We start from the raw sequence: 25,784 nt of genomic DNA, 5'->3' as shown, positions 1-25,784 counted from the left end.
ATTACTCAAATACGGATCGATCCAATATACAAGAAAAAAGTGCTCACATTTTAGCGAGTTTTGGAGAAAGCATCATTTTTCAACAGAGATAATAAAAAGAAACGAAGAATAACCATAATGGTAAAACCATTAGATATTTAAGGGTATTTTGTGCCTTATGGAAAAAGAGGTAAAGCCTAAAAACAAAAAAGAGTGTTTTTAATAAAAACTGTTGGATCGGTACAAAATTAGGAGTAAGAGCATTATAAGGGCCCTCTGCCGAGGGTGGAGGAATTTTTATCTCTATCTCTCCACGGCAGAAGGGAGAAAAGCGTAAAAGGCAGAGCTTAAGAAGGAGACAGCACCTATAATTAAAAGCTGTTTTTTTTATCAATGGATATAATCAATAATAACTCTTCTCGTAAAGGCAAAGTTAACCTTTTGCAGGTGGCCCAAAAAGCGGGCGTTTCGCGGTCAACAGCTTCTTTGGTGTTGCGTAAAAGCCCATTGGTTGCTTTTAACACCCGTAAAAAAGTTGAGGCAGCCATGGAAGAGTTAGGGTACGTCTATAACCGCAGTGCTGCCATATTGCGTGAGGGTAAAACCCAGATTATTGGTCTTTTGGTATGTGATATTGCCAATCCAAGCATCTCTGAGGTGATGGTAGGGTTGGATTGTTTCTTACAAAAACAGAATTATTTTTCGTTTCTGGCTAATAGCCAAGACTCTGTTGAGCGTCAGAGTTACCTTTTGCAGAGATTTAAAGAGCATAATATGGATGGTCTGATTTTTTGCCCCGCGATCAACACACCCTTAACCCTTTTATATGAGCTAGAACGGCTGAATATGCCCTATGTGCAGGTGCTACGCAGAATAAACGAGAAAAAAGGGGATTATGTGGGAGCAGATTATGCCCAAGGGATAGAACTGGCTATTTTGCATCTTATCCGCCTTAATCATCGCCATATCGCTTTTATAGGAGGGTCCTCGAAAACATCTGCAGGACAGGAGAGGTTGGAGAGTTTTATTCGGATCATGAAAAGAGAACATCTTTCTACGGACTATATTATTCCCACTGCTCTGAATGTTTATGAAGGTGCAAAAGGGCTGGATATGCTTTTAGAACGTGCCCCTTCTGTCACAGCGGCAATCTGCTTTAACGATCTTATTGCACTCGGTGTTATGAATGCCCTGCATGCAAAGGGATATATTCCAGGACAAGATTTTAGTGTGATCGGAGTGGACGATTTCCCTATTGCGGATTCTATCTGGCCAGCCTTGACGACAGTTTCTACCCGTTCCCAAGAGGTTGGAGAGGTCGCAGGAAGGCTCTTGTTGCGCCGTATTGCCAACCGGGCCTTACCCCTCGAACGTGTTACACTTCCTACCAGGTTAGTCATTCGGCAATCTTGTGGGGCAATATAACTATATTAAACAAGGTCATTTTACGATGTCATTTAACCCTGAAATTTCTATAAAAGCCTTATTGCAAGCTAGAAAAACCCATACCCAGTTGGCTTCTCTTCCTGAGGGGGGAATTCCTGAGAGCTGGGAAGAGATGTTTGCCATACAAAATGGGGTTGCCCATGCGTTGCTAGGTAGTGGGTATGGTCCGATTGTTGCCTGGAAGGTGGGTGCCCCCAAACCTGATGGCCAGCCTTTCGGGGCCGCCATATGGAATCAGACTTTTTTTGAAAATGTAGAAAGTGTGAATGTCCGGGATTATTATAAAGTGGGGGTTGAGGCCGAGATTGTCTACCGTTTTGGAAAAACCTTTCTCAGAAGGGAAAATCCTTACACTGCTGAAGATATTCTTGCAGCCATAGCCACTGTTCATCCCGCTATTGAGCTGGTTGATACCCGTTTTGTCGATATGGGAAAGCAGACCTTTTTTATAAACCAGGCCGATCAGGGAAGCCACGGGGCCTTGATTATTGGAAAGCCCATGGAGAATTGGAAAACGTTGGTTCCGGTAGAAGAGCCCATTACGTTGACTATTAACGGTGAGATTCGAGCCCAGCATAAGGGGGGAAATTCTGCAGGCGATACAATCAGGGGCCTCACTTGGATTGTTAATCATGCCTTGGAAAGTGAAGAGTGTGTTCCTGCAGGCACAGCCGTTACGACAGGCTCTACCACAGGGACGATTTTTGTGGAAAAAGGGTCAAAAATTACAGCGCAGTTTGAGCATGTCGGCACGTTGTCACTTTCTCTTCCAGGATAGGTGAAAGCGGTTAATTTTTTGGTTTTGTTATGGTATCTTTTAAACTAAGTATTACAAAAAAGGATTTTTAGAATGAAGCCTGTGATTCTTCAGATAGAACGTATGATGCCTGAAATTGAAAAGCGCTTGAATGAGGCTTTTGAGGTTCATCATTATACAGGTGATCTTCCTGATACAGCCCTGGCAGAACGGATAAAGGGCGTTGCGACTGGTGGTGGGAGTGGTTTGGCACCGAAAATTTTTGATGCCCTTCCCAATCTGGAAATTATTGCTATCAATGGCGTGGGAACAGATGCTGTTGATTTAGAGAAAGCAAAGGCCAGGGGGGTACGGGTCACCACAACACCAGGGGTATTAACCAATGATGTTGCAGATATGGCCATTGGCTTAATGATTTCGCTCTTAAGAAACCTTGCACTTGGTGATCGTTTTATACGGGCTGAAAAATGGGGAAAAGAGACCATGCCACTGGGGAGAACCGTCAGTGGGAAACCGTTCGGTATTATGGGATTAGGCCATATTGGGCGCAATATTGCCAAACGTCTGGTGCCTTTTGAAGGGAGTATCTATTATTTTGATCCCCGTTCGCATGATGACGTTCCTTATGTCTATGTTCCCAATCTGGTTGACCTTGCTAAAAAGGTTAAGGTTTTATTTATTGCTGCCAGTGGTGGCCCAAAATCCCTGCATACCATTAACCAGGAAGTATTGGAGGCCCTTGGCCCAGAGGGAGTGATTATTAACGTAGCCCGTGGAAGTGTGGTGGATGAAAAAGCCCTTGTGAAGGCTTTGCAGGAAAAAACCATAGCGGGTGCTGCACTTGATGTTTTTGAGCATGAACCCAATGTGCCAGCAGAGTTAAAATCTATGGACAATGTGGTGATTTCTCCCCATCAGGCTAGCGCAACCCGTGAAACACGCCTTGCCATGGGTGATTTGGTTTTTAGAAATCTGGAAGACCATTTTGCAGGTAAGCCATTATTAACAGCTGTCGTTTAAATGAACAGCTATTATTTAAGTCAGCTGGTTTATTCCTAAGCTTGTTAAAACCCCATAGGAGTCTTTTGAAAAAAAGCCTCTTTATGGGGTTAAAACTTGGGGTATTTGATTCAAGCTGTTACTTTTTTATAGCCCAGTTGAGTGAGCTCAAAAAGGGTTTGTGGGCATAGTTTTACCTTAACCATCCCTCTTACCGCATTGGTCAGATAAAGCTCATCTGCATTGAGGATATCCTGACAAGTAAGGTTTTTTTCCCGGTAAATATTTTGCTTCTGCTCGAGGAGAAGCCTTCTGGTGATACCATCCAGTAGGCCTGAGGAGAGAGGAGAGGTGTAAAAGATGTCCCCCTGTTTTATAAAAAAATTGTGCCGGGTTGATTCCGTAATGATATGATGCTGGTTTATAAACAGGCAATCATAAAGGCCTTGTTTTTGGCATAGGTCCCAATATTTTGTATAAAGTGGGCGGTGGGTGGTTTTATGGTAAAGGAAAATATCCGTAGATGAAACCTTTTCCTCCAGCTCTATACGAATGAGTTGAACACCTACGGGCTCTTCAGCAACCGAGGCTGTGAGGGTAAAATGCCCTGTTTGATCCAGTGTTAACCGAATTTTCTGAGCCGCAGAAGAAAGAGTTTGGCAGAAATCCAGAAGGGCATTTTTTATAGGCTCCTCTGGCATGGTAAAGCCAAAAACCTGGGCCGAATTTTTAAGACGTTCTAAATGCCGCAATAAGTGATTTGGCACTCTTTGAAAAGTGGATTTTGTAAAAGAAGGCAAGTAGAGAGCTTCGATAAGCTGAAAGCTGTTATTGGTTTTTTTTAGAAAATCTGCTTTTAGAAAACATTCTTTCCATTCGCTCTGCACATCAGAATCCATAACAATGCCGCTTCCTATCCCCATAGTGCCATGACCGGACTGTTTAATAAATAAGGTGCGAATGGGAACGTTAAAGCACATGTCATTATCAGGCGTAATATAGCCAATAGCGCCTGTATAAACTTCTCTGGAGGCTGCTTCTAAATGGTTGATCAGTTTCATGGCGGCGTATTTAGGCGCACCTGTTACTGACCCACAGGGGAAAAGCGCTTTTAATATTTCCTGTAAAGAGAGGGTAGGGGAGATGTGTGCTGTGATGGAAGAAACCAGCTGATGAAGGGTTTCGTAAGTTTCTATTTTAAAAAGCTGTTCAACTTTCACCGAATGGTTTTGAGCGATACGTGAGAGATCATTCCGTAATAAGTCAACGATCATCAGGTTTTCAGCCTGGGTTTTGCTATCGGCAAGCATGGTGTGTTGAAGATGCAAATCTTCAGCCTGATCTTTGCCCCTTTGTATGGTTCCTTTCATGGGACGTGTTTGAATGAGGTGGTGTTGTTTTTTAAAAAATAACTCTGGTGAGAGAGAAATAATGGAATAATCAGGTAATGAAAGCCAAGCACTATAAGCTGTTTTTTGGGTTTTTCGTAATTTTTGATACAGGGTCGAGAAAGCCCCCTGAAATTGAAAATGCAGGGGAAAGGTATAATTGATCTGGTAAATTTCTCCATTAAGAAGGGCCTGGGTAATTTTTTGAAAATTTTGCTGGTAAGTTTCAAACGTTACCCCAGCATGGATATTGGTGATAACAGGAGGAGAGGCTAATTTTGAAGCATGTGATGAGCTTTGCTGAAGAAGAAAGGTTTCTACTTCAGAAGACGTAAGAAATTGTGGAGCCTTGAAGGCATAAAATTCCAAAATAGGTGTGCTGGCAGTTCGTGTAGGATGAAGCGTTTTGGGAAATTCCATAAGGGTGTAACCCGCTTCGTAAGAGAGATAGCCGGCCAAAAACCACCCTTTCTGGCGTAGAGAGTCCATTTTTTGTAGACAGCCAACAAGCTCTTCCGGACGCTGGCAGGAGATTTTTACAAGGGGGTTAGAAAAAAGCTGGCTTGTTCCCTTTATTTGATCATCAAAAAGGAGAAAAACATCAGAAGAGTGGGGATGATGCATCGGTATAGGACAGCTTTAGGAGGAGATTTTTTAATCGAAGGAGAGCTCATCTAGATACGGCATGGCTGATTGCGCACCAGGTTTGGTCACTGCCAGGGCAGAAGCCTTTATCGCTCGTTCAATGGCTTGGTTTAGGGGATAGGTTTTCTGGAAAACACTAAAGGCTCCGCAAAAACAATCTCCGGCCCCAGTAGTGTCGATAGTATTAACCTTCGGAGCGGGTAGTTGTTCTACCTGTTTTTGGTCTAGACTGTAAAGAACGCCTTTCTCCCCGTACGTCATAATCATACGTGCAGGGCAAGAGAGAATGATCTCTTCTGGTGTTTGGGTATGATATTGGGCCAGGGAGAAAATTTCGTGCTCATTAGGAATAAAATATGAAACCTGCTGGCGGATGTCTTGGGGGAGGGAGAGCATAGGAGCAGGATTGACAATGACAGTTTTATTGTAATGATGGCCGAGCTTGATGGCTTTTATGATCACCTCTTTTGGCAATTCATATTGAATTAACAAAACATCGACCTGCTCAATTAACACACTAGCGGCATCAAGATCATGCTCTGTTATGCTGTGGTTTGCTCCAGGGATAACCATGATCGTATTTTGTCCGCGGCTACGGGTAATAATCGCTTTTCCAGAAGAATGATCTTTCTGTGTTTTTACAAGGGTATGGTCAATGTTGTTACGGGCAAGGTTGGTAAGAATCTGTGTGCCGTATTCATCATCGCCCACGGCACCAAGCATACTGACTTTTCCACCGAGTCGTGCGGCTGCAACAGCCTGATTGGCTCCTTTTCCACCAAAGGACATAGAAAAATTACGGCTGATAATGGTTTCCCCTGGTTGTGGGAAACGTTCAACATCTACTTCCATATCCATATTCAGGCTACCGATAACCAAAATATGCGTAACCATATCCGTATCCTGTTTTTGGGGGCAAAGGGTATGTTAATCAGTAAGCCTGGTTTTTGAAAAAACCAGGCTTTGGTAAAAATTTTAGGCTGCCAAGAGCTGGGCTTCAGCAAATTCGTAGTTAGCCAGCTGATTCAGGAAGTTAAGAATATAATCAGGTCTACGGTTACGGAAGTCCAGATAATAGGAATGTTCCCACACATCTAGCCCCAGAAGAACTTTCCCATGGCCTTCAGCAAGGGGATTTGAGCCATTGGCAGTTTTTGTAACCTTCAGCTTCCCAGAGGGATCAAGCACCAACCAAGCCCAGCCTGAACCAAACTGTGTGGCTGCAGCATTGCGGAAAGCATCTTTAAAGCTATCTTCGGAGCCAAAGTCAGCCTTGATTTTTTCTGCCAGTTTGCTAGGGATGGTTCCCCCTTGGGGAGAAAGGGACTGCCAGAAGATAATATGGTTCCAATGCTGGCCTGAGTTATTAAAAATGCCAGCCATATCTGGCTTGTTATAAGAAAGCTTTACAATATCTTCCAATGTTTTACCCTGCAAGGAGGCGTTTTGTTCCACAAACCCGTTAAGAGCGGTAACATAGGCCTGATGGTGCTTATCATGATGGAGCTCTAGAGTTTCCTGGCACATATTGCGTGCAGCAAGGGCGTTGGCTGCATAGGGAAGGTTTGGAAGTTCAAAAGTCATACTATTAAATCTCCTAAAAGCTTTTAAAACAAGAAAACCTGGTACAGCCCCTTTGCCCCAACTTTGTGGGATGAGGCATGATGAGAGGCAAGAATGTCAGGTAATTTTTATAGAGCAAAGAAATAAATCGTTTTCCTTTACAGAAGTCTAACATGATATGAGTGATAACGCAGCTAAAAACAAATTATTTTTTTCGCAAAATCTTTCACCTTGTGGTCAATTGGTTCGCAACGCAGACCCAGATCTATTCTTTTGTATAGTGTGTGCTCCCCAGGAAAAAAGGGAAGAGTGTTTTGTTTTGGTTGCTTTTTATCATGAAATGTTAAAAGCAACCTATATCCGCCATTCTTATGAACGGAATGGAGCGATGGCGGGTTTTATACGGCTACAATGGTGGTATGAAACTCTTGAGGGGCAGGGCGAATATCATGAAGTGGCCAAGCCATTGCTTGAGATGCTCGCTATGGAAAAAGTGCATCGTTCTTCTCTTCTGGCCATGATCGAAGCGGTGGAGCAAGAGTTACAAGGGGTTAATAGCTGGGACGATTGGCAGAATACCCTTCAGGCCAGTGCGGGGCTTCTCCACGCCTTGCTGGCAGAAATTTTAGGGGTAAAGGAAAAGTCTGCCCTTGAGCAGGCCAGCCATGCTGGAACAATTTTTGAAATGGCTCGACAGAGACGTTTCTTATTTTCGTTATTAAAAGCTGGGCGTTTTTTTTTGCCAGAGGTTTTTTTGCAAGAATGGCATTCTGATCGAGTGAAGGCCACAGAAAAAGGAATTCCTGAAGAAATGGCAACCGCTTACGAAATGATCGTGAAAAAGCGCGCATTGGACCTGCTGAAGAAGCAACCTTCCTATGCTCTTTCTCGGAAGGAGATAATGCCGTGGCTGCCTTTAGCCCTTGCCAGGAGAGATTTAAACCGCTCAATGAACCCTCCCGGTCATCCTCTTGGTCATCAGAGGGGGAAGAGAAGTGGAGGTTGGCAAAAAAGACGGAATGTAGGAGATTGGCTGGCGGTTCTTGCAGCCTATGTGAGCAAAAACCCTTAAGCTGCTTATAGACTGCCTACATGTGGGCAGCGAGAGAAGGGGTATCGTGGAGGGAGGAATTCTTGAGGCCTGCTCCCTTAAAGCTGTAACTTCTGCGGTAATCAGGCTGCTTTGAAATTGGTTAAGATAAAGCAGGGTAACAACTAAAACAGCAAGAGGGATAATATTAACAAGCAGAATACGTCGAAGAAGAGGAGAAAAAACCTTAATTCTACGACGCTTCCAAAAAGAGTATTCTTACTAGAAGTGTAGGCAAAGCGAGAAGTGTAGGTAAAGCGGGTAGGGATTAGAAGAACTGGACTCCGCCTATGAAGAAATAATGCTGATTGCAGGCCAGAAGCCTGTTAAAACTTTGGCTCAAAAGACTATTTATTGCAGAGCTGAAGATTAGCGAGAGGCTTTGAGGGTAGAAAATTCAATAGGTTAAATAGGACAGAGAATGATTAAATAGGATAGAGAATGTAAGAGAGATAAAGAAAATGGCCCCCTTAACCCACAGAGCACCGTCTTATAGGGCTTGTTTTTTATTCTTCTTTTTCCACAAGCCCTAAAAGGGCAGAATAATCTTGTGTGGGATAAGCTTTGGTTGAACGGGTCAGTTGTTGTGTTGCTACTGCCATAGTGGGGAGGGCTGCCTTAACGGCGAGGGCTGCATTCATCAGAAGGCCCATATCTTTAAGCATTAATGAGCCAGGAAATGTGGGAGAAAAGTCTTTTTTCTGTGCGAGACCAAGTTTACGTTTGTGATGGGGGGAAATCACAGCAAGCTCTGAGAGGGCATGATAGAGCGTATCCCTTTCAATACCGGAGGCTTCACCATAGGCTACGCCCTCTGCGATAACCGCAAGGGTTGCCCCCATTATACCATTAACCACCAGTTTCAACCGTGCACCATGTCCGGCAGGGCCTGCATGAAGAGCAATGCGTCCAATGTGGTTAAAAATAGGTTGGGCTTTTTCAAAAGCCTGGTTTTCACCACCAGCCAGAATAATTAACTGTGCTGCTTCTGCCTCTGGCGTACTGCCTGAAACAGGAGCATCTAAAACATCAATCCCACGGTCTTTACCGTAATGGTAAAGGGTTTCCGATGCTTCTGGGGAAACGGTACTGGTGTTAATCACCAAGCTACCCTTTTTTAGTCCGGCAAAAACGCCTTCTGGTCCATAGGTGGAAGTTGCCAGATCGCAATCCTTAGGAACACAAATAATAACACAGTTTGTTTTTTCCGCTACCGCTTTGGGGCTGGAGAAAAATGGAATAGTGGTATCTGTTCCTCCCTTGCCAGAAGGTGTGTAGGCCACAATGGAATACCCCGCTTTTTTAAGGTTAGCCCCCATGCGAGAGGCCATGGCACCGTAGCCGATAAAGCCTATTGTTTCAAAAGCATCCATGATGTGACCCTCCAGCAAATGTTATAACCATTCATATGGGGTCTATAAAAAAGGGGACAAGAGCACAACCAGGGGAAGGCACTGGGAGAAGAAAGAAAAGGTTGCTTTACATAAAAAGGTCTTTTTACATAACAAGAACGGCCTATACCATTAAAACATTTTATAATAAAACGTCTTATAAGGTGTGCTTTTTGGTTTTAAGGGATTACTTGCTAATACCCTCTTGCCAATATGGGTTTAAGGAACTGGCCCGTATAGCTTTGGCTATGGGTGGCAATTATTTCAGGAGTGCCTTCAGCAACAATTTCTCCTCCCGCATTTCCTCCTTCGGGGCCAATATCTAAAATCCAATCAGCCGTTTTAATCACATCCAGGTTGTGTTCAATGACAATAATGGTATTTCCCTGGTCAACTAGGGCGTGAAGAACCTCGAGAAGATGTTTGACGTCCTCACTATGGAGGCCTGTAGTGGGTTCGTCGAGAATATAAACGGTTCTTCCAGTTGCTTTTCTGGCCAACTCCTTAGAAAGCTTAATACGCTGGGCTTCACCGCCGGAAAGGGTGGTGGCTTGCTGGCCAAGAGTAATATAGCCTAGGCCTACTTTTTGGAGAATCTCTAGCCTATCACGAATACGGGGCACAGCTGAAAAGATGGGAACAGCCTCATCAATAGTCATGGCCAAAACATCAGCGATGGATTTGCCCTTAAAACGAATTTCAAGGGTTTCACGATTATAGCGTTGTCCCTTGCAGGTATCGCAGGTCACATAAACATCAGGCAGGAAGTGCATTTCAATTTTTAATACGCCATCCCCTTGGCAAGATTCACATCGGCCCCCTTTAACATTAAAGGAAAAACGACCGGCCTTATAGCCTCGGGCCTTACTTTCTGGCAGTTCAGCAAACCAGTTGCGGATAGGGGTAAACAGATCTGTATAGGTTGCAGGGTTAGAGCGGGGGGTACGGCCAATGGGGGATTGGTCGATATCAATAATCTTATCCAGTTTGTCTAATCCCTTAATGCCATCATAGGGAGCAGGGGTTTGGTTAGCACCCATGAACTGGCGGGAAAGGGCTTTATAGAGGGTATCAATAACAAGGGTTGATTTACCGCTTCCTGAAACACCTGTTACACAAGTAAAGGTGCCTAACGGGAAGCGAGCAGTGATGTTTTTAAGGTTATTGCCCCTGGCACCCGTAAGGGTAAGCATGTTTTTTTTGTTGATTGGCCGACGTTTGGCGGGGATCTCAATACGTTTTTTTCCAGAAAGATAGGCCCCTGTTATACTGGCTGGGTTTTGTGCAACCTCTTCAGGGGTTCCATGAGCGACGACAGTGCCCCCATTAATGCCGGCTCCTGGGCCCATATCCACCAGGTAATCTGCGCTGCGGATAGCCTCTTCATCGTGTTCTACCACAATAAGGGTGTTATCAAGTTTTTTTAGTCTTTCTAACGTGGCAAGCAATCTATCGTTGTCACGTTGGTGCAGGCCAATAGAGGGTTCGTCAAGAACATATAACACACCAGTCAAGCCAGAGCCTATCTGGCTGGCAAGGCGTATACGCTGGCTTTCCCCCCCTGAAAGGGTCGCAGACCCGCGTGATAAGGTAAGGTAATTCAGCCCAACATTGTTGAGAAATTGCAGGCGTTCAAGGATTTCCCGCAAGATACGTTGAGCGATTTCAGCCTTTTGCGGGCTCAGGGTGGCTTCTACGTTTGCAAACCATTCGTGTGAATCCTGAATGGAAAGATTTGTGGCCTCAGCAATCGTCTTGCCAGCTATTTTTACGCTTAATGCCTCTGGTTTTAGACGGGCTCCCTGACAGACATGACAGGGCTTTTCTGCCTGATAGTGGGAAAGCTCATCTTTCACCCATGCGCTCTCTGTCTGCTTAAGCCGTTTGCTGAGAGTAGTCACCACGCCATCGAATTTCTTTCGAACGGTATAATTTTTCCCGTCATCATTATAGGTAAAATCAATCTCCTCATTATTGCCGAAAAGAATGGTCTTACGTGCCTCCTCAGGCAGTTTCTCCCAAGGGGTCTGCATGTCTGTGCCATAATGGCGGACGATACTGGATAGGGTTTGTAGGTAAAGGGGGTTTTGGTCTTTCCAAGGAGCAATAGCGCCTTGGGCAAGGGTGCGTGTTATATCAGGCACAATTAGGGTGGGGTCAAAAAAATACTCTACCCCCAACCCATCACATTCAGGACATGCCCCTTGTGGGGCATTGAAAGAGAAAAGCCGGGGTTCTATTTCTTCTAACGTAAAGCCACTGACAGGACAGGAAAAATGGGCTGAGAAAACAATACGCTCAAAAACGGCCTCTTCTCCCTCACGGGGAACTTCTTCAACATAGACAATGCCATTGGTAAGAGAAAGAGCGGTTTCTATACTATCAGCTACGCGTGTTTCGATGCCAGGTTTAATAACAAGCCTATCAATAACAGCTTCAACAGTATGGCGCAGCTTGCGGTTAAGGTTTGGGGCCTCTTCTATAGCGTAAAGGGTATTATCAATTTTAACCCGGGTAAAACCCTTGCGTTGGAGTTCTGCCAGCTCCTTACGATATTCTCCTTTTCGATCGCGGATGATGGGGGCTAGGATCATCACCCGGCTATTGTCGGGAAGGGCCATAATCCTGTCAACCATTTGGCTAACGGTTTGGGCCTCAATGGGCAGGCCTGTCGCAGGGGAATAGGGGGTACCTACCCGCGCCCATAACAGGCGCATATAATCGTAAATCTCGGTAATGGTGCCAACCGTAGAGCGTGGATTGCGTGACGTGGTCTTCTGCTCAATGGAGATAGCGGGGGAAAGCCCCTCAATTAAGTCCACATCTGGCTTGCCCATCAGCTCCAGAAACTGGCGAGCATAAGCGGAGAGACTTTCCACATAGCGCCGTTGGCCTTCAGCATAAATGGTATCAAACGCCAAGGAAGATTTCCCAGAGCCTGAAAGCCCAGTAATAACGGTTAGGGCATTGCGGGGAATATCAACATTGATGTTCTTGAGGTTATGGGTTCTGGCCCCACGAATACGTAGCGTTTTGCTGTAAGAAGATTCTTGTCCCATGGCCGTTGAATATGGTGGTAAATCCTACAAGAATCAACGATTAATATGTGATTGTGAAAGATCATTTTCTAAGCCCCTGTTTTGAACGGGCCCTTTTTAGGGGGCTAGAGTAGGTAAAGGTTATTAACTCTCCTTGAAGGTCTGTTCAGGAGGGGATATTTCTGGCAGAATAACTGCCTTATTGAAGTTATGATGGTAAGATTAAAATTAAGATAGGAAGCACAATGGCCGGTAGTGTGAACAAGGTAATTCTGGTAGGGAACCTGGGGCGAGACCCAGAGGTAAGAACAGGTCAGAGTGGCGCAAGGATTGTGACCTTTTCTGTGGCCACCAGCGATACTTGGAATGATCGTTCATCGGGCGAGCGCAGGGAGCGCACAGAGTGGCACAAGGTTGTTATTTTTAATGAACGTCTAGGCGATGTCGCTGAGAAATATCTTAAAAAAGGGCGCAAGGTTTATATAGAAGGTAGCTTACAGACCAGGAAATGGGCAGACCAAAGCGGGGTAGAGCGTTATACTACTGAGATCATTATCGATCGTTTCCGTGGCGAGCTGGTTCTTATTGATAGCCAACGAGGAGGGGAGGCCGATATGGAGGAGGGTTATAATCCTCCCCGCCAGATTGAAAGTTCTTCATCAACGCGGAACCAGGGTGGTTCTGGCTGGGAGCCAGCTCCCATGGGGGGACAGGATCTTGACGATGAGATCCCCTTTTAATCCCAGAGAGTTTAACAGGGAATGCTGGTCTCTATTTTGTTTGGGCCTTTATGGTGAGTTCTTCTGGTAAACGGGCTAGAATAGCCAGCGCACCTGTTGTAAAGTGGCTGACTGTGATAGGGAATAAATAGTCCTCTCCTCCTGCAGATCTGGCTAAGGCTTACTCCTTGAATATGCTCACTCTTTGAACATGCCCAGAAATTATTCTTTCTGCTCAGTTTTATTCACAACGTGTTGGAAAAATCTTGAACGATACAGTTAACACCCAAAACCCACCTCCCGAAGAGCCTTCTCAAAACATACAGCCTGTTAATATTGTACAGGAGATGCAGTCTTCTTATTTGGCTTATGCCATGTCGGTTATTGTCAGCAGGGCTCTGCCTGACGTGCGCGATGGTCTTAAGCCTGTTCATAGGCGTATTTTGTATTCCATGCAGGAAAGCGGCTTTACGCCCGATAAACCCTATCGTAAATCAGCTCGTGCGGTGGGGGATGTTATGGGTAAATACCACCCGCATGGTGATTCTTCCATTTACGAGGCGATGGTGCGGATGGCACAGCCTTGGTCAATGCGGGTAAAGCTTATTGATGGGCAAGGCAACTTTGGCTCGGTTGATGGGGATTCTCCGGCGGCCATGCGTTATACAGAAGCCCGCTTGGCCAAGGCTGCGACTTTTCTGCTGAATGATATTGACCGTGATACGGTGGACTTCCAGCCCAACTATGATGAAAGTGAGGAAGAGCCGGTTGTTCTGCCGGCCGCTTACCCGAACTTACTGGTTAACGGTACTTCAGGAATAGCCGTGGGGATGGCGACAAATATCCCCCCTCATAACCCTGGTGAAATTATTGACGCGGCTCTGGCATTGCTTACAAACCCGGACTTGGATTTGGCAGAGCTCATGAAGATTGTACCAGGCCCTGATTTTCCAACAGGTGGGATCATTCTGGGACGCTCAGGGATTAGAAGCGGTTTTGAGACGGGCCGTGGCTCTGTTCTGGTGCGCGGGAAAGCCTCAGTTGAAGAAATCCGCAAGGATAGAAACGCCATTGTGATTACGGAAATCCCCTATCAGGTTAACAAGGCTACCATGCTTGAACGTATTGCAGATCTGGTGCGTAGTAAGCAGCTGGAAGGCATTTCAGATATCCGCGATGAAAGTGATCGTTCAGGAATGCGGGTGGTGATAGAGGTTAAACGCGATGCCACACCCGATGTTGTCTTAAACCATCTATATCGTTACACCCAGCTGCAAACCTCCTTTGGGGTTAATATGCTGGCACTGGATAATGGACGACCTCGCCTGATGGGGCTGAAAGATGCACTTCAGGCATTTATTACCTTTCGCGAAGAGGTTATCTTGCGTAGGGCAAGGTTTGACCTGGGCAAGGCTCGAGTAAGGGGGCATTTGCTGGTGGGGCTGGTTATTGCCGTATCCAATATTGATGACGTGATCGCTCTCATCCGCTCCTCTTCTGATACGGTTCAGGCTCGTAATGCCTTAATGGAGCGGGCATGGCCTGCAAAGGATATAGAACCATTACTTTCTCTTATTGATGATGAGGGAAATATTGTTCAAGATGGTCAAGTACATCTTACAGAGGCCCAGGCCCGGGGTATATTGGAGTTACGCCTTCAGCGTATTACGGGCCTGGAACGCAGCAAGATCCAGCAGGAACTTCAGGAAGTGGCTGAAAAGATTGATGCCCTGTTGTTGATTATTTCCAGTCGGATCCGTCGTATAGAGGTGATGCAGGAAGAACTTTTGGCCGTACGGGCTGAGATTGCCACCCCTCGTGCAACCGAAATTGTGGATTATGAGGGAGATCAGACTGATGAAAGTTTAATAGAGCCAGGGCAGATGGTGGTGACCATCACGCGTGATGGCTTTATTAAACGCACCCCGTTAGATGTTTTCCGTTCTCAGAATCGAGGCGGGAGAGGAAGGAAAGCTGCAGGAAGAAGGGGGGACGATATCGTTACGCGCTCCTTTAATGCCCATACCCATCAGTGGGTTCTGTTTTTCTCCTCTGGGGGGAAGGCTTATCGAGAGAAGGTATGGAGGCTTCCAGAAGCCAGCCCAACCTCACGTGGACGCGCGTTAATAAACCTTTTACCCGACTTGGGCGAGGATGGGATTACCACAGTACTGCCCTTGCCCCAGGATGAGGCATTATGGGAAAATCTGCATTTGGTGTTTGCTACGGCCAGTGGAAATGTAAGGCGTAACCGCTTGAGTGATTTTAGGAATGTTCGTTCTTCAGGCCTTATCGCCATGAAACTGGATGAGCAGGATCGCCTTATCGGTGTTGCCACTTGTCGTGAAGGACAGGATGTATTTTTGGCAACGCGTAAGGCCCGGAGTATTCGTTTCCAGATTACTGATGAGACTTTGCGCGTTTTCTCTGGCCGCGGTAGTACAGGGGTTCGGGGAATACGCCTGGCTCCAGATGACGAGGTGATAAGCTTATGTATCCTTAATCACGTGGATGCTGATGTTTCTGAACGTGCTGTCTACCTTAAAATGGCAAGAGCCCTTTTGCGGCAGGATACGGGTGATGAGCCAGAGAATGATGCCCCAGAGGATTCAGATATGTCAGATGAAGACAATGAGGCGTTCAAAGAGAATGAGCTCTCGCCTGAGCGTTTTGCTGAAATGCGAGACAATGAGGAAATTCTTCTGACAGTCACTGATGGTGGGTTTGGTAGGCGGTCTTCCGCTTACGAATATCGGGTCAGTGGGCGCGGCGGAATTGGCATTGCCAATATGACGCTAAGCCCCCGGACTGGAAAAACCGTTGTAGCGACTTTCCCCGTTCTGGCTGGAACCGATATTATGCTGGTGACAGATGCTGGGCGCTTAATTCGTGTTCCAGTCGATCAGATCAGGGTCACCGCTCGGCAAGGGATGGGGGTAACCTTGTTTCGGTTAGATGAAGAAGAACATGTTACAAGTGTTTTCTCTGTAATGGACGATGGGGGAGATGATGAAGACCCTATTACAGATGACGATAGTGATCCCCTCTCAAACGATGTTTCAGACGATGTTTCAGACGATGGTTCGGAAGAATAAAATATGATGAATAAAGATGCAGACCAGCCAGCCCCGTCAACAAGGCGGTTTATCCGTGGGTTTTATCCAGGAACTTTCGACCCAGTAACCAATGGGCATATCAATATTATTGTTAGGGCAGCACGTTTGGTTGATCACCTTTATGTTGGGGTAGCCAGCAATACCCAAAAACGCCCCCTTCTTTCTCTTCATACTCGAATGGAATGTATTCGCCATGAGCTTGCAGATGTTATGGCCATTACCAAAACACCCGTTGAAGTGATAGGATTTGGGAACCTTTTGGTGGATTGTGCCCGTGAACATGATGCTCATATTATTTTTCGTGGCTTAAGAGGGCATAGTGATTTCGATTATGAAGATCAGATGTTTGGCATGAATCAGTGGATGGCGCCCGATATTGAAACAGTCTATTTATTTGCTGCGCAGGAGCATCGTCATATTTCGTCGCGCCTGGTCAAAGAGGTTGCGGCGTTGAAAGGAGATATTGCGGGAATGGTTCCTGAGTTTACCTATAAACGAATATATGAGGCCTTAGATAAAGGTTCAGAACCCTAAGAGGCCCCCTTAAGAGAGCCAAAAGAACAAAAAATGCTATTGGTTTTGATTTTTCAATAATATCCTCTTAATAAAAAGAGGTGAATGTTTAACAAAAGGTTTTTTTATGAATGAGATACACGAATTTCCCTTGTTGGAAATGACCCTTTCTACAGGAAAGGTTGTTATTCAGCTGCGCCCAGATCTGGCTCCTTTAGCAGCTGAAAGGCTTCAGGTTCTTTCCGAGCAAGGGTTTTATGACAATACACCCTTTCATAGAGTTATTGAAGGGTTTATGGCCCAAGGGGGAGACCCAACAGGTACTGGTACAGGGGGGAGTGAGCTAGCAGACTTGAAGGCTGAATTTAGTAAAACAGCCAAGTTTGAAAGAGGGACAGTGGGTATGGCCCGCAGCATGAACCCTGATAGTGCCAATAGCCAGTTTTTTATTATGTTTGAGCCTGCTCCTCATCTGAATGGGGAATATACAATTGTTGGGCAGGTTATAAAGGGCATGGAGCATATTGATACGATCAAGAGAGGAAAAGGCAGTAGTGGGGTTGTCGATAATCCAGACCGGATTATAAAACTGTCTGTTGTTAAAGAAAATTAAGCCTACAAGAATATTTTTGAAAAATAAGCAGAAAAGTGCTGTGGTGAGGTTGACTTGAAAGCTTATACAAGTTATTTCCTCCCTCAGCACTAAGCTGAAATGTGAGCCGGTAGCTCAGTCGGTAGAGCATTCGACTTTTAATCGAATGGTCGTGGGTTCGATTCCCACCCGGCTCACCATCCCTAAAAAATACCCCTTATATTCCAATAGGTTATAAAAGGTTAGCCAGTTTTCGGTGTCGTAGGTTAGCCACTTTTTATTTTTTAGTCCATTTTAATTATCGCTTTTTTTGCCAAAATGCTCTGGTTTACTGCCCGCGTATATCTCTCTACTTCTGCTAGTGTTTTGTGCCCTGTGATAGCTGCTATCTCATGAGCAGAGCACCCGCTTCAGCAAGCCTTCTTGCTGCTGCTTCCCAAACTCGTGAGGCGATAGATTGGCTGGTAAGTCAGTCTTCTCTTAGTGAATTTCCAGGTTCAGGATCAATCTGATAAGGCCATTACTGTAATCAATGAGGTCCAAAAACACGAGTATCCACGTTGATGTCAGGATGGTTATTGACGAAATAGAGCACGCTCCCTCTCGCCGCATTGTTAAAGACGTTTATAGAGCCCCTCCTAACCTTATCTTTAGCCTTCTTTGAAGAGTTTTTTATTGGGGGATGTGGTCAGCTAAGGATGCAAGCTTACCAATTAGTAGCAGCAAAAAAATAAGTTCCTCTCCTTAAAAAGCACCTGGAGGCTTTTTAAGTAAAAAGAGAAAGAGAACTTAGTCTGCTTTTCTTGGTCATGAATTAGCCTTAGTAACCAACTTAACCCATTTAACAAGGGTAGCCTGCACAATTCTTGCTATCGAGCGCGCATTGAATAAGGGTTGGGCTCTTTTTGTTTGCTTCTGTAAAATTGTTTGCTTTTGTAAAAAGGATCGACCACTTATTGACTATTTGAGGTGCTGGGCCAATCCTGCTATGGGCTACTATCCTTGTTCGCCCTCATTACCCCTGCTGGAGAAGAGAGGGGCTTGGGGGATGGTTTGCGGTTATTGGAGAAATCAGGAGTAATGAAGGCCGTAAACCCGGTTCTGGCGCATCTGATCTGATGTATCTTGAGGAATTCGGCACCAGAGCCTTAACACCAATCTTGAAGGAGCGGTGTCATAGCTACGCTCGTTGTTTTCTAATGACATGGCTGGTTAGAGAAGTTCTGATGACCTCGATTAGGCCTGCATTGTTGCGTTTGTATCCTATTCATTATTTGCCATTTACCGTCCCGGTAATTCATTGTAAAAACGGTTTTTTCTGCAGCAACAGAATCATCTAGTAATTCTGATTCTTCAATTGTAACCACTGCTTTATCGGGCGACTCTCCCTTATTGACATGCTGGGTTACGTTTAAGTGCGTTACACTGTCTTGGAAAGACTTTCCCATTGCGTCTAAAGCAATCTGGAGTGGATAATTTTTTCTGAATTCATGGCTCGTTTGTTCTGCAGCCGCGTTGGTATACCCGATGGGGAGCGAAGCCATAGAACAGGCCATTAGTACAGGAATTAATTTCTTATGTGATATCAATATATTACCTCTAATGATAAGGGAGTTTTCTCTGTTTAGAACAGTCCTAATAATCATGGTGTTTTACAATTCTGCAACCAATAAATCCTTGTTAAGGTGATATTCCTATATTGGCGCTACACAATCATGATATACCTCCCTCTTCGGAGGGCTTTTTATTGGGGGAATCGTGATGTTACCTGAAAGCCTATCAGCCAAACCTGTTTCGCAAGGAAGGCTGGTATGGGGAGTTCTGAAGGGGGGCATGATTCTGGTGGGGTTATGTTGTTTGCGCGTTGTTTGATGTGCCAAACTCAGCCTTTGAATGGCCACCGGATTTAGATTTTACCCCTATTCTGCCTGATCTGTGGTGTGGCAAATTCTGATCATGGGCAAAATACGGGCACGATGTTTTACAGCTGGCCTCACTGGGCATCAACAGCCGAGTATTACGTGGAGTATGCGCGTTTGCGGCGGGCTGGTTGTATGGGCTTGCATTACGCTGAATATCTAACAGACTGCATCCTGGTCTTTCCCTCGGTATGGCGTGGATAATAGGGTGAATGCGTTTGTAGTTTCGTGTTGTGTAGCAGGGTTAAAATGAATGGAATGGAACCCCCAGTTGGTTAGGTAGGCGCTGCTATCCCTGTGACATACTGCTTCTTGCCCTCGGCACTGTTGTTATGGCGACCCTTCACAGCACCATTTACCTCGATGAAGATTTTAAACGCAGCAAGTGAGAGTTTGAGAGGGAGAGAGGAAAGAGAAATATTTACCAAAATTGTAAAATTTTGTCACTTAATCAGCGCGAAGAACAATGATTCCTGGCTTTGAATGTACATAACTCATAAATGGTGAATCAACGACCTTTTTGTTTATAGCTAAAGAGGAAGCATTCCTAAACCAGGTTTTGTTATCATGTCGAACAATAATTCCCACATGAGAAACATCCAGCCCTTCAAGTGGGGAATAGATGCCGACATAATCCCCTATCTTTAAGTTATTCACGACCTGTTCGTTAATGAACTGTTGAGGAATATAGTTTATTTTACGCGGAATAACGCCTAGGCCAGGAATATATTCACCACCTTTTGAGGTACGATTCAGGTGTTTTTCTGTAACGATATAGTTGGGACTAATTTCTGGCGTAACATCACGGGCAATCCGTGGAGTAGAGGCAAACCAGTCAGAGAAAAAATGCCTGCGACTGAGATAGTCAACCTTGTTGTTAACATATCGGATTTTAACAAGATTATACAGAAATGTTTTCTGATCATGACTTCTGGACAATGCTTCAACATAATCAGCTAAAACAAAGCAATCAACCCCATTAAAGTTGACGACAAGAGCTTCAGGTGTGTTAAGGTTGCCAGTTAGTGTTCCTGCCTGATAGGGGGTTCCAAGAAAAGATGAAGATACACTACTGACAATGCTCCCATGACTTTTACCTGCTAGTGGGATAACCTCTGATAGGATAATTTTATTTATTTTTTCCTTTGAGGTTTCGTCTATTACAGTGCGGTAATTTTGTACGTCTAGTGGAGCACTAGATATTAGGAACACCGACATTAGTAGAAGTATCCATGGTTTCATAATTTATTGTCATTTTATAAAAATATAAATTTTCTCTTTAAGAGTTTATCAAAAATATTTTCTTTGGTCACCTAAAATGCAGAATTTGACCTTTTATAGGGAAAAATTACGTAGCACATATCACCTGTTAAGAGGCTTTTTTATTGGAACTTCCTATATTTATATAAACGACTATGGTTTTGATGTGGGCTAGCTTAAACATGCCATCATTTACCCTGGTGACCAGGCATGATCTGGCCGCAAGCCACGCCTGTACATGAAACAGATTAATGGCCCAGCCCTGGGCTTGTGGCCAATGGAGCCGCTACACATAATGATAGTCAGCAGATAGTGGTATCTGGCAGAATTATTTGCACGATAAGATTATCTACACAATAAGTCTGATCTGGCGGCTAAACTTACCTTCATCATGAAAACAGGGGATAGGGAAGGGTAACTTAGGCATAATCTTGGCCTATGGGGCGGTATTGTGTCGTACCCTCTATTTACGAGCTAAGACACGCTTTCTGATGGCAGGGAGGGCATGGGGTTAAGTTTGTTGTACCATATAGGTTTTTACAACATTCCATTGGGTACAAGGCTCATCCAGAGGAAAATGTGCCCCACTTTGCAGCAACTATAGCGGCTTAGCTATTCATTTGGCATCCCATCCTTCAGGGAGGGGCTTTTCAACTGTGTGGTGATACCACCAGGTAAGCCACTTTTCAACATTGTGAGGGATGCGCTGTTGACTGCTAGCCCATCGTCTGACTATTGTTGGGTGGATGTTTAGGATGGTGGCAAGTCCCCGCTGTGTCCAGTGGAGGGCTTCCAGATACTGTCTAAAGGTTTCTGGCGTCATGAGCCGATAATCCATTTACAAGAGCAAAATTCCTCCACTGTAATAAGGCCTGTACCAGCTGTAAAAGCCATTGTTAGTGCAGAAACCAGAAACTCCCAAGGAAAAAGAGTTTTTTGGAATTGTTTGAACTGACTATTAACCCTCAAGTTAACGATTTTCAGGATTTTCTTGGCCTAATCTAGATCAATATTTTCTGCGGTGGTGCTCATTGTGAATCTCTTTCATCAAAACCTGCGTTTCGTTGCGCTCAGTATGTGTTCAATATCAATACAGCTCTTTCTTCAGTCATGCTTGTTTTGAGAGAAAATCATGAGTTTTATTCTCCCGCTTTTACCAAGACTGATCAAGATTTTTGTAACTATAGCGCTGACACAGGCAGCATGTTTCTTTAGGCGTTCATCAGGTAAGCAGCCATGCAAACACAAGATGCAACCAAAGCAGTCAAAACAGATGCCGCCATGGCCAAGTCTACCACCGTGCAACCAGCTGAGAAACAGGCCATTATTAATATGTTGGAGAAAGGAGAATATTAAGTATTAAGTATAGTTAAATATTTACATTGAAGATAATAAAAACGCATTGTCTTATATAAAAAACATAAGACAATGCGTATAATTTTACATTATAATGAAGTATAATTATCTAAAACATATTTAATTAATTTATGTATGAATACTTTCAATATATAAATTATAGTATTCTCATCCGGCTCGTCACTCCCTAAAAAATCCCCTTATTTCAATCTGCAGATAACAGAAATTAGCCGTTTTTGTTATCAGAATGAGGTTTTTTTATTTTTATTTCTCATCGTAAAATATTTTATATAAGTAGGCAATTCAGCTTTAGCATTCTTGATTTTTAACTACCATAGACCTTACCAGTATGAGATATGTGTGTTGTGTATTATGTTTGCAAACTCCCCTGAGGAATTTGGGGATTGAAAATCAACGTTTCTAAAAAACTAAAATGATCAGGAATGATGAGCACAGCTCAAGAGTTTGGAAATCTTTTATAGACTTATTAGCTTAAAAGCAGTTTGACCGTAAAGATAATAGTTCAAAACAGGTATTTTTTTAGTCATTACCAATCCAGGTAAAAGCAATATAGAATAAATGATGAATATATTACTGTCTTTATTATGGTTACATCCTAATATAGAGTGTTGTGAAAGACTATTATGGAGCAAGATCTACATAGAAATATATGTATTATAATACCACATATTTCTAACTTCCATCAAAATACAATAGATTTATACATAAATACTAAGAGTATAAAAATTTATATTAAAATATAAGATATCTGTTTGGATGTCAAAGTTCAATTTATTAACCAGCATGTTGACCGTTTTTATGGATTAGAGAATTAGAAAGACGATAAGCTGGAGTGGCTGCATTTTATGAAAGTTTAGTACCATATAGAAGAATAAAAAATAAATTATAGTTTAATTTTTTGTTTTTGTTATTCTATAAAACTATTTTGCGGTAACAGGTTAAAAATTTTATCACTTTTATTTTATTTTTTATAGCTAAAATAAGAAATTTTGTTAAAGAACGACCGATAAAAATAAATAATAATTACAGTTATTTAAGTATTGATTTTCTATATATAAAACAATGTAATATAGGAAAATTTTGGTAAATGAATGAATGAATTTTAATAAATAAATTACACGAATATTTGTTTTTATGTTGTTTAAATTTAATAAAATGAAGAAATCGTATCTTTCTAATAACAGATAATTTACTATATGTTTTGTTCTGTGTTGTTATGATGTTTTTATCAAATATTATGAGTAATTAAGGAACAACCGTATGACTTCAAGCATTACTAGTAATGATATTTCTCTATCTGCACCAGTCGATACTCCGCTATTAGCTAATAATATTAAAGGTTCTTATCCTTTAGATCTATATAACTCTGAAAACATCCCCACTTTAAAGTCTGGAACCAGTCAATCATTGTTGGTTAATAATGTGGTTGATAAGCTGATGGCTCAGCAGATCGAGCCAAGTGTATTGGGTGATAATGCTATATCAACAGCAGTGCAGCAGCGTGTTGATAGTCTTTTATCACAGATGACTGAAACTGAAAAAGAGCGTCTTCTTTATGCGCACTGGGCTGCACCAAAAATAAACTTGCCAATCTTTATCGAGGAGATGCCTGAAGGTGCTATAGGTTCTGCTGGTTATATTGCCGGGGTTGCACGCCTTGGCATTCCTGCGATACAAATGACAGATGCTGGTTTGGGTGTAACGAATCCTGGTGATGTAAGAGGTTCTAGTAGTGAAGCCACACCTATTCCATCTGCATTGGGTATTTCTGCTAGTTGGGATAAGAACATAGCCTATACAGCTGGAAACCTTATTGGCAAAGAGGCTAAGGAAGAAGGCTTTAATATGCTATTAGCCGGAGGAGCCAACCTAGTCAGAGACCCCAGAGGGGGTAGAGTATTTGAATATATGGGAGAGGACCCTTTACTGACAGGAATATTGGATGGAAACCTGATTAAAGGGGTACAAGATAATGGTATTATCTCAACAATAAAACATTTTGCTGTTAATGCTCAAGAAACTGACAGATTTTCTAATAATGCCATAATTTCTGATAAAGCAGCACATGAAAGCGATTTACTAGCCTTTAAAATTGCCATTGATACGGGTAATCCAGGGGCGGTTATGAGTGCTTATAACCAGTATAATGGTGAATATGCAGCTAATAATAAGTACTTACTAACAGACATCTTAAAAGGGGAGTTTGCATATAAAGGGTTTGTAATCTCCGATTGGGGTTCAGTACATGGTTTAGATGCAGCTAATGCTGGTTTGGATGTTGAAGCAGGTGCCTATGCTGGAATCACATATGGTGAGCCCTTTTTTAGTTCAAAATTTGGAACAGAAGGGTTCCATCCCCTTTTAGACTATTTGTCAAAGCAGCCATCAGATTTACATAAAGCTGTAGAAAGCGGTGTTATTCCACAGTCTAGAATTGATGATATGGCACGTCGTATTTTAACTTCAATGGTTGTTAATGGGGTAATGGACAACGTGTATACACCAGTACCTATTAATGTAGAAGAAGATGCACAGATTGCCCAAATGTTGGAAGAGAATAGTATTACCCTTTTAAAGAATGAAGGTAATATTTTACCACTTGAGGGTGTAAAAAATGTTATGGTACTGGGTGGAAATGCTAAAAACGGTGTTTTAATGGGGGATGGCTCATCCTCTGTTAATCCAACTGGGGGGTTAGCAACACCTCCAGCTGGTACAACGGCCTTTGGGAATCCCACATCATGGATTAAATCATCTATTGTTGATTCATTGCAGAAGGGTTTGCCAGATGCAGAAGTGAACTGGTCTGATGGGGAAAATATTTCAGCTATTCAGGATAAAGTGGCACAGGCTGATGCTGTAGTTGTTGTTGTTACTCAATGGTCAGCTGAGGGGATAGACCAGAAATCTTTGGATCTTGATGCTGATCAAAATAAACTGGTTACAGATGCATTAAAATTAAATAAAAAAGTTATTGTTGTTTTAGAAAATTCTGGCCCTGTTGCTATGCCTTGGGCAGGAGAAGTGAAGGGAATAGTAGAAACTTGGTACCCAGGAAGAAATGGTGGGGAGGCTATTGCGAATGTTCTTACAGGTAAAGTCAATCCATCTGGGCATTTACCTGTATCATTTCCAAATTCTGAGCAAGAGTTGCCAAGAGAAAAAATTCCTGGAAATAATGAATACCCAATTTTAACAGCACTTTTAGGTGGTAACCGGGGAGACGCAAAAGTAGCAATTGATGCTGCAAAAGCAACAGTTTACACTGGCTTGCATTATGTAGCTACGGGTGTAGAAGATGTAGCAAATTTTGTGGAAAATAAATTTCCGGTTAAGTTGCCAATTATCAATGATTTGATTGCCGGAGTATTAAAAGGTGTATCAGGGTTGGTTGAGGGTGTAGCAAAAAAATTCATTACTGATACCAACTATAATATTGAAGGTGCTAATGTAGGATATAAATATTATGCACAAACTCAACAGGAACCACTTTTTTCTTTTGGTTATGGGTTAAGCTATACAACATTTGAACTAAACCACGCGGCTGTAGCAAGTGATGGAAATAACTTCAGTGTTACTTTCAGTGTTTCTAACACAGGCCAGCGTGAAGGTGCTGCTGTTCCTCAGATTTATGTCAAGAAGATCAATGATGATTCTTATCCAATACGCCTTGCTGGTTGGGATAAGGTTTCCCTTGGTAGTGGTGAAGTTAGATTAGATACTGTTATGCTAGATAATAGGGCTTTAAGCGTTTGGGATGAAGGTAAAAAACAATATGTTGTAGAGCCCGGTGAATATGAAGTCTTTTTGGGACAATCATCAGATAAGTTAACAAAAGTTGGATCTTTTGTACAAAATGCATCGAATTATATCAGTTAATATAATTTGCATAAAGATACTAATAGCCCATCTGAAAAGATGGGCTATTTATTGGAATATTGTATGTGATAGTGCTTGGAATTATGGTTTTGTAACCTAAGCATTTCTACAAA

17 protein-coding genes, 1 tRNA gene and 1 pseudogene are annotated in these 25,784 nt (G+C 43.3%); 10 read left to right on the top strand and 9 right to left on the bottom strand.

Annotated elements, in window-relative coordinates:
• The first annotated feature begins 372 nt into the window (after nt 1-372).
• From JGUZn3_RS10900 to JGUZn3_RS10890, 3 genes are all read left to right on the top strand, one after another.
• Nucleotides 373-1,404 carry a LacI family DNA-binding transcriptional regulator gene (locus JGUZn3_RS10900; RefSeq protein WP_203413533.1) on the top strand — a complete coding sequence of 344 codons (1,032 nt, stop codon included), beginning with the start codon at nt 373-375 and terminating at the stop codon, nt 1,402-1,404.
• Between the two features lie 25 nt (nt 1,405-1,429).
• Nucleotides 1,430-2,203: a 2-keto-4-pentenoate hydratase gene (locus JGUZn3_RS10895; RefSeq protein WP_203413532.1), complete on the top strand. Its 774-nt coding sequence runs from the start codon at nt 1,430-1,432 to the stop codon at nt 2,201-2,203.
• 72 nt (nt 2,204-2,275) lie between these two features.
• Complete coding sequence (locus JGUZn3_RS10890) at nt 2,276-3,202, top strand: 2-hydroxyacid dehydrogenase (RefSeq protein WP_203413531.1); 927 nt, start codon at nt 2,276-2,278, stop codon at nt 3,200-3,202.
• 110 nt (nt 3,203-3,312) lie between these two features.
• Here the strand turns inward: JGUZn3_RS10890 and pabB are convergent, their stop codons facing one another.
• The 3 genes from pabB to JGUZn3_RS10875 form a co-directional block, all read right to left on the bottom strand.
• Nucleotides 3,313-5,193 carry an aminodeoxychorismate synthase component I gene (gene pabB / locus JGUZn3_RS10885; RefSeq protein ID WP_203413530.1) on the bottom strand — a complete coding sequence of 627 codons (1,881 nt, stop codon included), beginning with the start codon at nt 5,191-5,193 and terminating at the stop codon, nt 3,313-3,315.
• Between the two features lie 30 nt (nt 5,194-5,223).
• A complete protein-coding gene (rbsK, locus tag JGUZn3_RS10880; protein WP_203413529.1) occupies nt 5,224-6,108 on the bottom strand; it encodes a ribokinase in 885 nt (294 codons plus the stop codon).
• An 81-nt stretch (nt 6,109-6,189) separates the two neighbouring features.
• Nucleotides 6,190-6,798 (bottom strand): superoxide dismutase, encoded by a 609-nt coding sequence (locus tag JGUZn3_RS10875; protein WP_203413528.1) that lies wholly within the window; start codon nt 6,796-6,798, stop codon nt 6,190-6,192.
• A 157-nt stretch (nt 6,799-6,955) separates the two neighbouring features.
• Here JGUZn3_RS10875 and JGUZn3_RS12525 point away from each other — a divergent pair, with 157 nt between their 5' ends.
• Nucleotides 6,956-7,849, top strand: a complete 894-nt coding sequence (locus tag JGUZn3_RS12525) for a squalene/phytoene synthase family protein (RefSeq protein ID WP_238996814.1) — start codon at nt 6,956-6,958, stop codon at nt 7,847-7,849.
• Nucleotides 7,850-7,915: 66 nt separating this feature from the next.
• Here the strand turns inward: JGUZn3_RS12525 and JGUZn3_RS12520 are convergent.
• From JGUZn3_RS12520 to uvrA, 3 genes and pseudogenes are all read right to left on the bottom strand, one after another.
• Nucleotides 7,916-8,059: pseudogene (locus JGUZn3_RS12520) on the bottom strand (sensor N-terminal transmembrane domain-containing protein); the annotation flags it as partial.
• Nucleotides 8,060-8,373: 314 nt separating this feature from the next.
• Nucleotides 8,374-9,240, bottom strand: coding sequence for an NAD(P)-dependent oxidoreductase (locus JGUZn3_RS10865; RefSeq protein WP_203413527.1), 867 nt, complete (start codon nt 9,238-9,240; stop codon nt 8,374-8,376).
• Between the two features lie 212 nt (nt 9,241-9,452).
• Nucleotides 9,453-12,317, bottom strand: a complete 2,865-nt coding sequence (uvrA, locus tag JGUZn3_RS10860; RefSeq protein WP_203413526.1) for an excinuclease ABC subunit UvrA — start codon at nt 12,315-12,317, stop codon at nt 9,453-9,455.
• A gap of 224 nt (nt 12,318-12,541) precedes the next feature.
• On the opposite strand from uvrA, the gene ssb reads away from it, so the two are divergent.
• The 5 genes from ssb to JGUZn3_RS10835 all read left to right on the top strand — a co-directional run bounded on the left by ssb (nt 12,542) and on the right by JGUZn3_RS10835 (nt 17,436).
• Nucleotides 12,542-13,036 carry a single-stranded DNA-binding protein gene (gene ssb / locus JGUZn3_RS10855; RefSeq protein WP_203413525.1) on the top strand — a complete coding sequence of 165 codons (495 nt, stop codon included), beginning with the start codon at nt 12,542-12,544 and terminating at the stop codon, nt 13,034-13,036.
• 326 nt (nt 13,037-13,362) lie between these two features.
• Entirely contained in the window at nt 13,363-16,110 is a 2,748-nt protein-coding gene (gyrA, locus tag JGUZn3_RS10850; protein WP_203414917.1) for a DNA gyrase subunit A, read from the top strand.
• A gap of 3 nt (nt 16,111-16,113) precedes the next feature.
• Nucleotides 16,114-16,665, top strand: coding sequence for a pantetheine-phosphate adenylyltransferase (gene coaD / locus JGUZn3_RS10845; RefSeq protein WP_238996813.1), 552 nt, complete (start codon nt 16,114-16,116; stop codon nt 16,663-16,665).
• A gap of 106 nt (nt 16,666-16,771) precedes the next feature.
• The gene (locus JGUZn3_RS10840; RefSeq protein WP_203413524.1) at nt 16,772-17,257 is read left to right on the top strand and encodes a peptidylprolyl isomerase; all 486 of its coding nucleotides are present in this window, start codon (nt 16,772-16,774) and stop codon (nt 17,255-17,257) included.
• Nucleotides 17,258-17,360: 103 nt separating this feature from the next.
• Nucleotides 17,361-17,436, top strand: a tRNA-Lys gene (locus JGUZn3_RS10835).
• A gap of 996 nt (nt 17,437-18,432) precedes the next feature.
• Here JGUZn3_RS10835 and JGUZn3_RS10830 read toward each other — a convergent pair.
• The 3 genes from JGUZn3_RS10830 to JGUZn3_RS10820 all read right to left on the bottom strand — a co-directional run bounded on the left by JGUZn3_RS10830 (nt 18,433) and on the right by JGUZn3_RS10820 (nt 21,238).
• On the bottom strand, nt 18,433-18,780 hold the full coding sequence (locus JGUZn3_RS10830) for a hypothetical protein (RefSeq protein ID WP_203413523.1): 348 nt from the start codon (nt 18,778-18,780) through the stop codon (nt 18,433-18,435).
• A gap of 822 nt (nt 18,781-19,602) precedes the next feature.
• Nucleotides 19,603-20,373 (bottom strand): DUF1460 domain-containing protein, encoded by a 771-nt coding sequence (locus JGUZn3_RS10825; protein WP_203413522.1) that lies wholly within the window; start codon nt 20,371-20,373, stop codon nt 19,603-19,605.
• Nucleotides 20,374-21,031: 658 nt separating this feature from the next.
• Nucleotides 21,032-21,238 (bottom strand): helix-turn-helix domain-containing protein, encoded by a 207-nt coding sequence (locus JGUZn3_RS10820; RefSeq protein WP_203413521.1) that lies wholly within the window; start codon nt 21,236-21,238, stop codon nt 21,032-21,034.
• Nucleotides 21,239-23,052: 1,814 nt separating this feature from the next.
• Here JGUZn3_RS10820 and JGUZn3_RS10815 point away from each other — a divergent pair.
• Nucleotides 23,053-25,671, top strand: coding sequence for a beta-glucosidase (locus JGUZn3_RS10815; RefSeq protein WP_203413520.1), 2,619 nt, complete (start codon nt 23,053-23,055; stop codon nt 25,669-25,671).
• Nucleotides 25,672-25,784: the final 113 nt, after the last annotated feature.

Source organism: Entomobacter blattae (assembly GCF_014672835.1).
Lineage (GTDB): Bacteria > Pseudomonadota > Alphaproteobacteria > Acetobacterales > Acetobacteraceae > Entomobacter > Entomobacter blattae.
Note: the sequence above shows the minus strand (reverse complement) of the source record. Positions and strands in the feature narration are given on the sequence as shown.

Excerpts from the sequence above, each read along its gene's own strand:
- JGUZn3_RS10900 (WP_203413533.1), top strand. The coding sequence starts at position 373 with ATGGATATAATCAATAATAACTCTTCTCGTAAAGGCAAAGTTAACCTT.
- JGUZn3_RS10895 (WP_203413532.1), top strand. The coding sequence starts at position 1,430 with ATGTCATTTAACCCTGAAATTTCTATAAAAGCCTTATTGCAAGCTAGA.
- JGUZn3_RS10890 (WP_203413531.1), top strand. The coding sequence starts at position 2,276 with ATGAAGCCTGTGATTCTTCAGATAGAACGTATGATGCCTGAAATTGAA.
- pabB (WP_203413530.1), bottom strand. The coding sequence starts at position 5,193 with ATGCATCATCCCCACTCTTCTGATGTTTTTCTCCTTTTTGATGATCAA.
- rbsK (WP_203413529.1), bottom strand. The coding sequence starts at position 6,108 with ATGGTTACGCATATTTTGGTTATCGGTAGCCTGAATATGGATATGGAA.
- JGUZn3_RS10875 (WP_203413528.1), bottom strand. The coding sequence starts at position 6,798 with ATGACTTTTGAACTTCCAAACCTTCCCTATGCAGCCAACGCCCTTGCT.
- JGUZn3_RS12525 (WP_238996814.1), top strand. The coding sequence starts at position 6,956 with ATGAGTGATAACGCAGCTAAAAACAAATTATTTTTTTCGCAAAATCTT.
- JGUZn3_RS10865 (WP_203413527.1), bottom strand. The coding sequence starts at position 9,240 with ATGGATGCTTTTGAAACAATAGGCTTTATCGGCTACGGTGCCATGGCC.
- uvrA (WP_203413526.1), bottom strand. The coding sequence starts at position 12,317 with ATGGGACAAGAATCTTCTTACAGCAAAACGCTACGTATTCGTGGGGCC.
- ssb (WP_203413525.1), top strand. The coding sequence starts at position 12,542 with ATGGCCGGTAGTGTGAACAAGGTAATTCTGGTAGGGAACCTGGGGCGA.
- gyrA (WP_203414917.1), top strand. The coding sequence starts at position 13,363 with ATGCAGTCTTCTTATTTGGCTTATGCCATGTCGGTTATTGTCAGCAGG.
- coaD (WP_238996813.1), top strand. The coding sequence starts at position 16,114 with ATGATGAATAAAGATGCAGACCAGCCAGCCCCGTCAACAAGGCGGTTT.
- JGUZn3_RS10840 (WP_203413524.1), top strand. The coding sequence starts at position 16,772 with ATGAATGAGATACACGAATTTCCCTTGTTGGAAATGACCCTTTCTACA.
- JGUZn3_RS10830 (WP_203413523.1), bottom strand. The coding sequence starts at position 18,780 with ATGGCTTCGCTCCCCATCGGGTATACCAACGCGGCTGCAGAACAAACG.
- JGUZn3_RS10825 (WP_203413522.1), bottom strand. The coding sequence starts at position 20,373 with ATGTCGGTGTTCCTAATATCTAGTGCTCCACTAGACGTACAAAATTAC.
- JGUZn3_RS10820 (WP_203413521.1), bottom strand. The coding sequence starts at position 21,238 with ATGACGCCAGAAACCTTTAGACAGTATCTGGAAGCCCTCCACTGGACA.
- JGUZn3_RS10815 (WP_203413520.1), top strand. The coding sequence starts at position 23,053 with ATGACTTCAAGCATTACTAGTAATGATATTTCTCTATCTGCACCAGTC.